Genomic DNA, 7,789 nt, shown 5'->3' on the forward strand with positions numbered 1-7,789 from the left:
ATAAAAGCCGTATCAATTCATTTTGATGCGGTTTTTATGTATTAAGGCTTGCATTTTTACACGTTTTGTGTAATATACTTTAACATTTAAAATGTATAAGTTTCCAGTTGCAAACAAAAGCCGTGTCTTAAAGGACGCGGCTTTTTTGCTATAAAGCAGCCCCCCGCGCCGTTATTTTATTTACGCTGCTTTATTTTCAACAATCTTTACAACGGTATCGTTTTCATAAATTTCACAATCTTCAGGAATTCCATATACATAGTAAATGTTTTGCTCAACATATGAATAATCATTTCTTTTTAATCTTGCATTGCCATGTACCAAACCTCTAATGGTGTGATAACCAGTCACTTTAGCATTGCCATAAACAGAACCGTAGACCTTAACATACCCACCCACGCTAGCATTGCCATAAACCTTGCCATAAATTTTTGAAGAGCTACTTACAACAGCATGATCATAAACCTCAGCCTTGCTATAAATGCGTGCACTTCCTGTTAATTTTGCATTCCCATAAACCCTTGCATATTGATAAACCCACACCTTATCAGAAAGATGCGCATTATCATAAACATGAGCTCCAAAATACACGCGGGTTTTATCATATACATGCGCATTGCCATAAACAAAACCACCAATGGCAGCATTGCCATATACCCTTGCATTTTCATAAACACGACCAGATTTTACAACACAAGCATTATCATAAACCCAGCAATTGCCATCATGAGAAAGGTTATCTTCCTTTTCAATAAAGCCGCCTAAATCACCAGCTTTAACATCAGCAAAGTCTTTTAAAGCACGAATGCGGTATAAAGTAATCCCTTTAACGTGACTTTCATTTATAAGCTCATATTTTTTAGATACATTTTTAGTGGTCATAGGTAGCTCCCTAATCTAATATTCAAACAAATTTTTAAATGAAATGGTTATAAGGAGGCGCCCCCGCCGCGCCCGCGCCGTTATTTAAGCTGTTTTCCTATGGGGACGACACATAACAAAGCAAATTTCACCATAAGGAGAAAGGCGTTCTGTATAAACATTATTCATTGTGTCACCACAAATATTCTTAGTAACAATAGCCATGCCACATGCATTGGCATTTTCATAAACATGCACTTTACTTACAATTTTTGCACTATCGAAAACATGGGCATTATCATACACATGGGCATTGGCAAAAACCTTTGCTGAATCGTAGACGCGAGCATTACCATATACAAAACCACCAACACCCGCATTGCCATAAACCTGCGCATTTTCGTAAACACGACCAGGGCTCACAACAATGGCCTGATCACCAACCCAGCAATTACCATCATGGGAAAGATTTTCTTCAGATTCAATATAGCCACCAAGTTGACCAGCTTTAACATCACCAAAATCTCTTAACGCCTTAATGCGATAAAGTTTTTTACCTTCGCGAAGAATTGTTTGATTGGTAAGTTGATATTTTGGAGAAGTTTCTTGATTTTTAACTGTAGCTTTCATGCTAATTTCTTTCTTAACGTAATTAAGTTTCTTATTGACGACCCTATAAGGGCGCCGGGTGCTAAGAAACACGGCGTTAAGTCCGTCGTCACACTTTTCTCATAAAGAGTATTGTATGGTGTGACCACACCCGACAAAATCGTTATATGCCAACGATAGCATAAAAGAAAGTCAGTATTTTAAGAAATGGGAGAAACCTTTTCGTGGTTTACCCGCTTAACGTTTAGTGTTTCTTAGGCACTTGTCGACCTTAATAAACGACCTTTTCTTTAAAGTCAATACGTATTTTTTATTTTTTTCACTTTTTTTCATTTTGATACCTACCTAATTGAATACCAAGTGATTTTAAATTTTACTTTTGGTTTTTAGTATAAAAATGTAGTGCGTAAATGGACATGTTTATTAAACTGCGTGTATGCAACATGAGAAAGAATGAATAAACTAAAAAAAAGTACCAAAAAACGATATCTAAATACCAAAATACAGTATAACTATTTGGAAAAATTAAAACGACAAGTGCTAAACTTATTAGCTTTAAAAGTCGGTGCATATACTGTTGTAAATCACGTGTTAATATCTTCCAACCTGTTGTATCATCATCTTTATATTTTGGATTGTTCTGCAACTCAAAAGGAATATGAGAATTGCATAAAATTACAAAAATATTTGTTATTATTATCAAACCAAAAGATGCAAATATCAAAATACCTTGGATAAAATAGGGATTTTTTTTAATTCCTAAAAAGCATAAAAATATAAAAATTATAATACCAAACAAGGCTCTTAGCTGCTTATCTGTAAACATATTTATTTCCTGCGGTTTTTGATAATTTTTTGATCTCTTTATTGATCTCATCTATGAGAGGTTCGTAATTGAGAACGCTTTTCGGAATACCACCCCCATAAATCCACGCTTTCACTTGAGCCTTGGTACTGTAATCAACTTTCTCAGGTATCTCATGATACTGACCACCGTCAAATTCTTCATATTCTCTTGTACCATCATCATATTCGTAAAGATTGTAAAAATACTCTGCTACCCCTAATCCCCATGGTGCATATCCAACCGCTGTTGCAACAAACTTTTTTCCCCCCTTCTGTTTACGTTTTCTTAAAAACATTTGGTTTAATATCCCCTATCTAAATCCATAACTTTACCAATGGGTTTATTTGCCTCAAAATGGACCGTACAGAAGCGTTTTTAATTTCAATGTGGTTTTTATCACAAAATCTTTAAATCGATCTGTACGGTGCCTTTCTGTCAATTTAAACGCATGTCTATTCTCAAAATCATCAGCAAACTTCACTACTTTGCTGTTTTTTCTGATCCATAAGTGTCTTTAAGCGTAGATCGCTGTTGCAAGTTGATTGAAGCTTTCTGAAAGGTTATTTGCGAAATTGTTTGACGGTGGTTTATAACATGCGCTTTCATATAGTTTTTTCACTTCTGATTTTTTGTGTTTCTTAATTACCAATCCATATTCTGGATGCGTAATCCAATTATCCCAAGCGCTTTGCCAATCGCGTTCATTTGCATTGTGACATGGATTGGTTTTTGAAAAGCGTACAAATTTTTCAAATTCTGATAAGGCTTCATCATGCGTTAATCCTTGTTCAGTTGCGTATTGAAAATCGGGTTTGAAATCTTCTAGTATTCTTTCAACTTCTTGTTTTTCCCTTATTTTCTTTGTTCCTTCAAAAAAGTTTGCTTTCTCTGGAAAATAAGCAGGCATTATCTTATCAACGATTTCTGAAAGTTGTTTTCCAACCTTTTTAACTTTTCGTGAAGGCAATTTCGCAATCATCGCTTCGTTAATTTGCCATCGGTTGTTAACTTCGTTTGAAGTGTTGGTATTTTGCTCGCGAATGATTGGTTGTTTGGTTTCTATCGTTTTGATTTGTTCTGATTGGCTTTCAACATCACATTCGATTGGCTCGTCAACCAAATCGTTTGTTTCTAAATTTTCAAAATCAATTTCTCTTTTTGATAAAATAATATTTTTATTTTTTTTGTTATTGTTATTGTTAATGTTATTGTACCCTCTTGAAGAATCTTCAAGACATCTTGAAGAATCTTGAAGACTTCTTAAAGAATCTTGAAGCTCTCTTGAAGATTCTTCGTGGTTTTTATGTTTTCTAGTATTGGCGGCTTTTGCTGCTCTTTCTGCAAACTTATTTAAAGTTTCGTCTGAATTTTTTAATTCTTCTTCAACATCTGAACACCACAAATGACCATCTTCTGAAAGAATAATGTGTCCAGATCTAAATAAGTAATCTAATGCCTTCTGAAATCTTTTTACTGAACAACACGTAAAATGAGATAATATTTGCGCATCATTTACAAGAGGCTCTCTAGTGCGCAACATTTGCAATCGCAATCGCATATAAACATTGCCTTCAATTGCGGGTAAACAAGCAAGATCAAGAAGCCACTTGTCTGCAAAAAGCCTCGTCCATGGCAACTTAGTTGACATACTTCACCTCCCTTTCTTTATTATTATTGCAAGTGAAATTATCTAGCTCTTCTTCACTGAGACTGTTGAGTTCTTTTTCAACTTCTGAATTCCACAACCCACCATTGTCTAAACGTATGATGAATCCACCTTCAATCAAGGAATTCAAAGCTGCTTCAAACTCTTCTACTGGATAACCAACCCAAAAAGCTAATACCGTTAAGTCCTTTAAAATAGGTTCACCAGTATGGAGCATTAGAAGTCGCAACATGACATAGATACATTTCTCGGTCGGCGACAAACAACCAAGAGTAACAAGCCATCTGTCTGCAAAAAGCCTCGTCCATGGTAATTTACTGGACATACCCCAATTCCCTTTCTTTAACTAAATATAAAATTGCTAAAGCATCTGCTTCGTTATCATCTTTCGGATTGTGCCCTTTTGCACGCACCGCCTTAATCATCTCTTCTTTCGACGCATTCCCCTTGCCTGTCGTCGCTTTCTTAATCGTACTTACTGGTATCCCCTCATACGGTATCTGATGCTGTTCACACCACGCCGTTAACGTTGCTAACAAACCACCGTAAACATGCGCTGCATCTGTACCTTTATGACGCCTCACCTCTTCAAAATACACCACGTCAATTTGACCTGCTGTCTGCTTTATTTCTGATAGCCATTGTTTAAAACGCAAATAACGCATTCCACCGCCTTCAAAACGGCGTGATTGAAAATTCACGGTACCACTGAACATGTCACCACTTGCACCACGTATCGCCCACCCCGTTTTGGTACCTAGATCAAAACAAAGGATTGTATGAAGCATCTAAATCACTTACATTTAATGATGGTTTTTTCTTAGAATGGTGCTTAAATGACTTCTCTGCACACAATTTTACTGCAATTCACACAATAAGAAACGTTAGGAAAAGATAATTTTTCAATGAGCTTTGCTTGCTCGTGTATTATTTCGTCTTTTTCATTTATCTTTTGTCTAAGCCTTTTTGTGGTTTTAAAAGCAGTATAAGCTGCATAACAAGATATAATAAGCGCAATTAAGCCCATCTCTATCTCCTCACTTACCCTTCTTCTTACTCTTCTTATTCTTATGAGCCGGCGCTTTTACTGCTTCATCACGCTGTTTAAGCTCTTGTGTTAGTCTTTCAACTTCCTCGTCGCGTGATTGAACATCTGCTTTTAGTGCCTGTATCTTTTCACTTTTCCGTGTAAAATCTTCTCGATACGCATCTATCTTTTGTTTTAGTTCTTTAATTTCCTCGTCACGTTCTTCAATCTCTTGCTTCAGTTCTTCCATTTCCTCCTCGTCACATTCTTCTATCTTTTGCTTAAGTTCTTCAATTTCCTCGTCACGTTCTTCAATCTCTTGCTTCAGTTGTTTAATTTCCTTGTCACGTTCTTCAAGATCCGCATCACATTCATCAATTGTCTGCTTGCTTTCCATTAAATACCTAAACTCATTCTCTTTCATTTTTTTCTTAATATCTTGAACCTGCTCTTTAAGTGCTTTAACTTGATCGCGATAATGCAATGCAATACGAAACATCACTCCGCTTAAGAGCAAAACTGAAACCACTGCTATCCATAAAATTTCATTCGAACTCATCTTTATCTCCTTAATGCTGTAAAGTTTCTCCGGTGTGATCAACACCGCAGCTCTTGCAAATTTTCGACATTGGGGGGTGTTGCTCTTGATCGCATAAAGATTTTAAAAGATAAGCAACTGCTCCTCTTGAAGGAACACCATATTTTTCCCAACGCCATACTGTTGATTTGTTGACGCCTAATAACGCTGCCATTTCGTCCAGCGTAAGATTAAGGCGTTTGCGTATTTTTTTTGCTTCTATCTTATTCATAAAATTAAGTGTGCAATGTGCACAGAAAAAAGTCAAGTCGAAAAGCACATATAATATGTGCATTATGAATGGAAAGGAGTTGTCAGAATGCAAGAACAAAAACCCGACCAAGCTATACGCTTAACAGAAGCAAGAATTGCCAAAGGATTTAAATCTGCCCGAGCCGCAGCTCAATATTACGGCTGGCCATATTACACTTATATACAACATGAACAAGGAGTTCGCGGCATCAATAAAGCCGCAAGTCGATACGCAAAAGCTTTTAACGTAAGTACAGGTTGGTTATTGACTGGTGAAGGACAGGGGATAAAAACAAAATCTACAACTGCTCTTTCAGACCGCGAACTTCAAGAAGAAGTTTTTAACGCTCTAAAAAATATATCTCCTGAAAAAAAGCAGTGGCTTCTTCGCATTTTAGATACTCTAAAAGACGAAGAATAATAATTAACCTTCTTTTTTTATCTATACTAAGCTTATTCACTGCCTCCATTATAAGGTTATCAATATCATCCATTTTATATATCCCAAAATAATATAATACTCACTAAATATGTTCATGTTGCACATTTTATTGTTGACATATGTGCAATATGCGCATACATAAGTTCCATATCTTAGAAAATAACTTTTGCCAATAGGCAGTATGGAGGCATTTGTGAATAAACCAGTGTTTATAAATTCTGATGAAATTCTCTTAGTGATGTGCGAAAATGAAGAACAAAATCTCGCTAAATCTGGTCCTTTATTAGAAGAAAAGGACATTATCAATTTTATCGACCAAACCGATAATGCTGTCCAAATTTTGCGCGTAGAACCAACGACTAATCGTTGCGAAGATATCTCTGAAGATATTGCCGAATTCTATCTTAAAGAATGTGAAGAGCAGTGCTTCAACGGAAACATTCCTCACGATTTTATTCTACACAGCACAGCATACGGTTTTTTTTTAGATGATATAAAACAGCGCGAATATGATGATGCAATGTATGGTTCTTACGAAAAACAACACCGTTTGCGTCCTTGTGATGTGCTTTAAAAGCTAAAGGCGTTTTTAAAAGACGCCACCTTTTCAAAAAATTCACCACACAATGCAATGCCGTTCTTTTGCAAGAACGACAAAGGCAGAATCTAACTTAAAGGAGTAAAATCATGGAAAAGAAGTACGAACTTACTGATGGGAAAGCTGAGTTTAAAGGGGTAACTCTTCACCGTATCCGCGCTTTAAGAGACTTTGGAGTTATTAAAAAAGGTAATTTAGGCGGCTTTATAGAACATGAAAACAACCTATCGCATCATGGTAATTGCTGGGTAGGTGGTAATGCATTCGTCTTATCTTGTGCTTGCGTTTACGATAATGCTCAAGTTTATGATGATGCTGTAGTTTATGGTAGTGCACGAATTAAACATAATGCACATGTTTACGGTTTTGCCGAAGTTTATGGAATGGCAACAGTTTCCGGTAATGCACGTATTTATGGCGACGCAAAAATTTATCGTGATGCGGATATTGATGGCGATAACGTCATGTCCACTGGAGAAAAAGCATGGTGAAAAAATACGAATTGACTAATGAAACAATCGAAGTTGGGGGCAAAACTCTCCACCGCATTCGTGCATTGAGAGACTTTGGTAATGTTAAAGCAGGTGATTTAGGAGGCTATATCGAGAAAGAAGACAATCTAAGTCATGATGGCAATTGCTGGGTTTCTGGTAACGCCAAAGTTTATGGAAAAGCTAAAGTTTGTGGTTTTGCCGAGATTTTTGGTAATACCGTAATAGCCATATAAGCCGTTTTTAACCACACAACCAACTTTTAAACACCAGCGTGATTCACGCCACGGGTGAATTGTACGCAAATCAAGGAAATAAACCATGGAAAAAAAATACGAACTTACTGATGAAACAATTGAGTTTGGGCGCAGAACGCTCCGCCGCATTCGTGCACTGAGAGACTTTGGATATGTCAAAAA

The 7,789-nt window shown here is 36.5% G+C and carries 13 protein-coding genes and 1 pseudogene; 4 read left to right on the top strand and 10 right to left on the bottom strand.

Annotated features, from left to right (window positions below; translation table 11 throughout):
• Positions 1-180 precede the first annotated feature (180 nt).
• From ACFIMA_RS08775 to ACFIMA_RS08820, 10 genes are all read right to left on the bottom strand, one after another.
• Positions 181-882, bottom strand: coding sequence for a hypothetical protein (locus ACFIMA_RS08775; protein WP_375631871.1), 702 nt, complete (start codon positions 880-882; stop codon positions 181-183).
• Positions 883-966: 84 nt separating this feature from the next.
• Positions 967-1,491, bottom strand: coding sequence for a hypothetical protein (locus tag ACFIMA_RS08780; protein WP_375655634.1), 525 nt, complete (start codon positions 1,489-1,491; stop codon positions 967-969).
• Between the two features lie 352 nt (positions 1,492-1,843).
• Entirely contained in the window at positions 1,844-2,296 is a 453-nt protein-coding gene (locus ACFIMA_RS08785) for a hypothetical protein (protein ID WP_375693377.1), read from the bottom strand.
• Entirely contained in the window at positions 2,283-2,612 is a 330-nt protein-coding gene (locus tag ACFIMA_RS08790; protein WP_375693376.1) for a hypothetical protein, read from the bottom strand. The genes ACFIMA_RS08785 and ACFIMA_RS08790 overlap by 14 nt, the downstream gene beginning before the upstream one ends.
• A 219-nt stretch (positions 2,613-2,831) precedes the next feature.
• The gene (locus tag ACFIMA_RS08795; protein ID WP_375693378.1) at positions 2,832-3,875 is read right to left on the bottom strand and encodes a hypothetical protein; all 1,044 of its coding nucleotides are present in this window, start codon (positions 3,873-3,875) and stop codon (positions 2,832-2,834) included.
• Between the two features lie 79 nt (positions 3,876-3,954).
• Positions 3,955-4,308 carry a DUF1376 domain-containing protein gene (locus ACFIMA_RS08800; RefSeq protein WP_375674169.1) on the bottom strand — a complete coding sequence of 118 codons (354 nt, stop codon included), beginning with the start codon at positions 4,306-4,308 and terminating at the stop codon, positions 3,955-3,957.
• Entirely contained in the window at positions 4,298-4,771 is a 474-nt protein-coding gene (locus ACFIMA_RS08805; RefSeq protein WP_375657628.1) for a crossover junction endodeoxyribonuclease RuvC, read from the bottom strand. The genes ACFIMA_RS08800 and ACFIMA_RS08805 overlap by 11 nt, the downstream gene beginning before the upstream one ends.
• Before the next feature lie 44 nt (positions 4,772-4,815).
• Complete coding sequence (locus ACFIMA_RS08810) at positions 4,816-5,010, bottom strand: hypothetical protein (RefSeq protein ID WP_375654215.1); 195 nt, start codon at positions 5,008-5,010, stop codon at positions 4,816-4,818.
• Between the two features lie 10 nt (positions 5,011-5,020).
• Positions 5,021-5,569: a hypothetical protein gene (locus ACFIMA_RS08815; RefSeq protein WP_375693757.1), complete on the bottom strand. Its 549-nt coding sequence runs from the start codon at positions 5,567-5,569 to the stop codon at positions 5,021-5,023.
• Between the two features lie 10 nt (positions 5,570-5,579).
• A complete protein-coding gene (locus ACFIMA_RS08820; protein ID WP_375610978.1) occupies positions 5,580-5,819 on the bottom strand; it encodes a helix-turn-helix domain-containing protein in 240 nt (79 codons plus the stop codon).
• A gap of 87 nt (positions 5,820-5,906) precedes the next feature.
• Here ACFIMA_RS08820 and ACFIMA_RS08825 point away from each other — a divergent pair, with 87 nt between their 5' ends.
• The 4 genes and pseudogenes from ACFIMA_RS08825 to ACFIMA_RS08840 all read left to right on the top strand — a co-directional run.
• Positions 5,907-6,260, top strand: coding sequence for an XRE family transcriptional regulator (locus tag ACFIMA_RS08825; protein WP_273791732.1), 354 nt, complete (start codon positions 5,907-5,909; stop codon positions 6,258-6,260).
• A 214-nt stretch (positions 6,261-6,474) separates the two neighbouring features.
• On the top strand, positions 6,475-6,855 hold the full coding sequence (locus tag ACFIMA_RS08830; RefSeq protein WP_375693374.1) for a hypothetical protein: 381 nt from the start codon (positions 6,475-6,477) through the stop codon (positions 6,853-6,855).
• Between the two features lie 113 nt (positions 6,856-6,968).
• Positions 6,969-7,370: a hypothetical protein gene (locus tag ACFIMA_RS08835; RefSeq protein ID WP_375621851.1), complete on the top strand. Its 402-nt coding sequence runs from the start codon at positions 6,969-6,971 to the stop codon at positions 7,368-7,370.
• Positions 7,364-7,597, top strand: a pseudogene (locus ACFIMA_RS08840) (hypothetical protein); the annotation flags it as partial. The gene ACFIMA_RS08835 and the pseudogene ACFIMA_RS08840, both read left to right, overlap by 7 nt.
• Between the last annotated feature and the right edge of the window lie 192 nt (positions 7,598-7,789).

This window comes from Bartonella sp. AP88HLJMH (genome assembly GCF_042195605.1).
In the GTDB taxonomy this organism is placed as follows: Bacteria; Pseudomonadota; Alphaproteobacteria; order Rhizobiales; family Rhizobiaceae; genus Bartonella.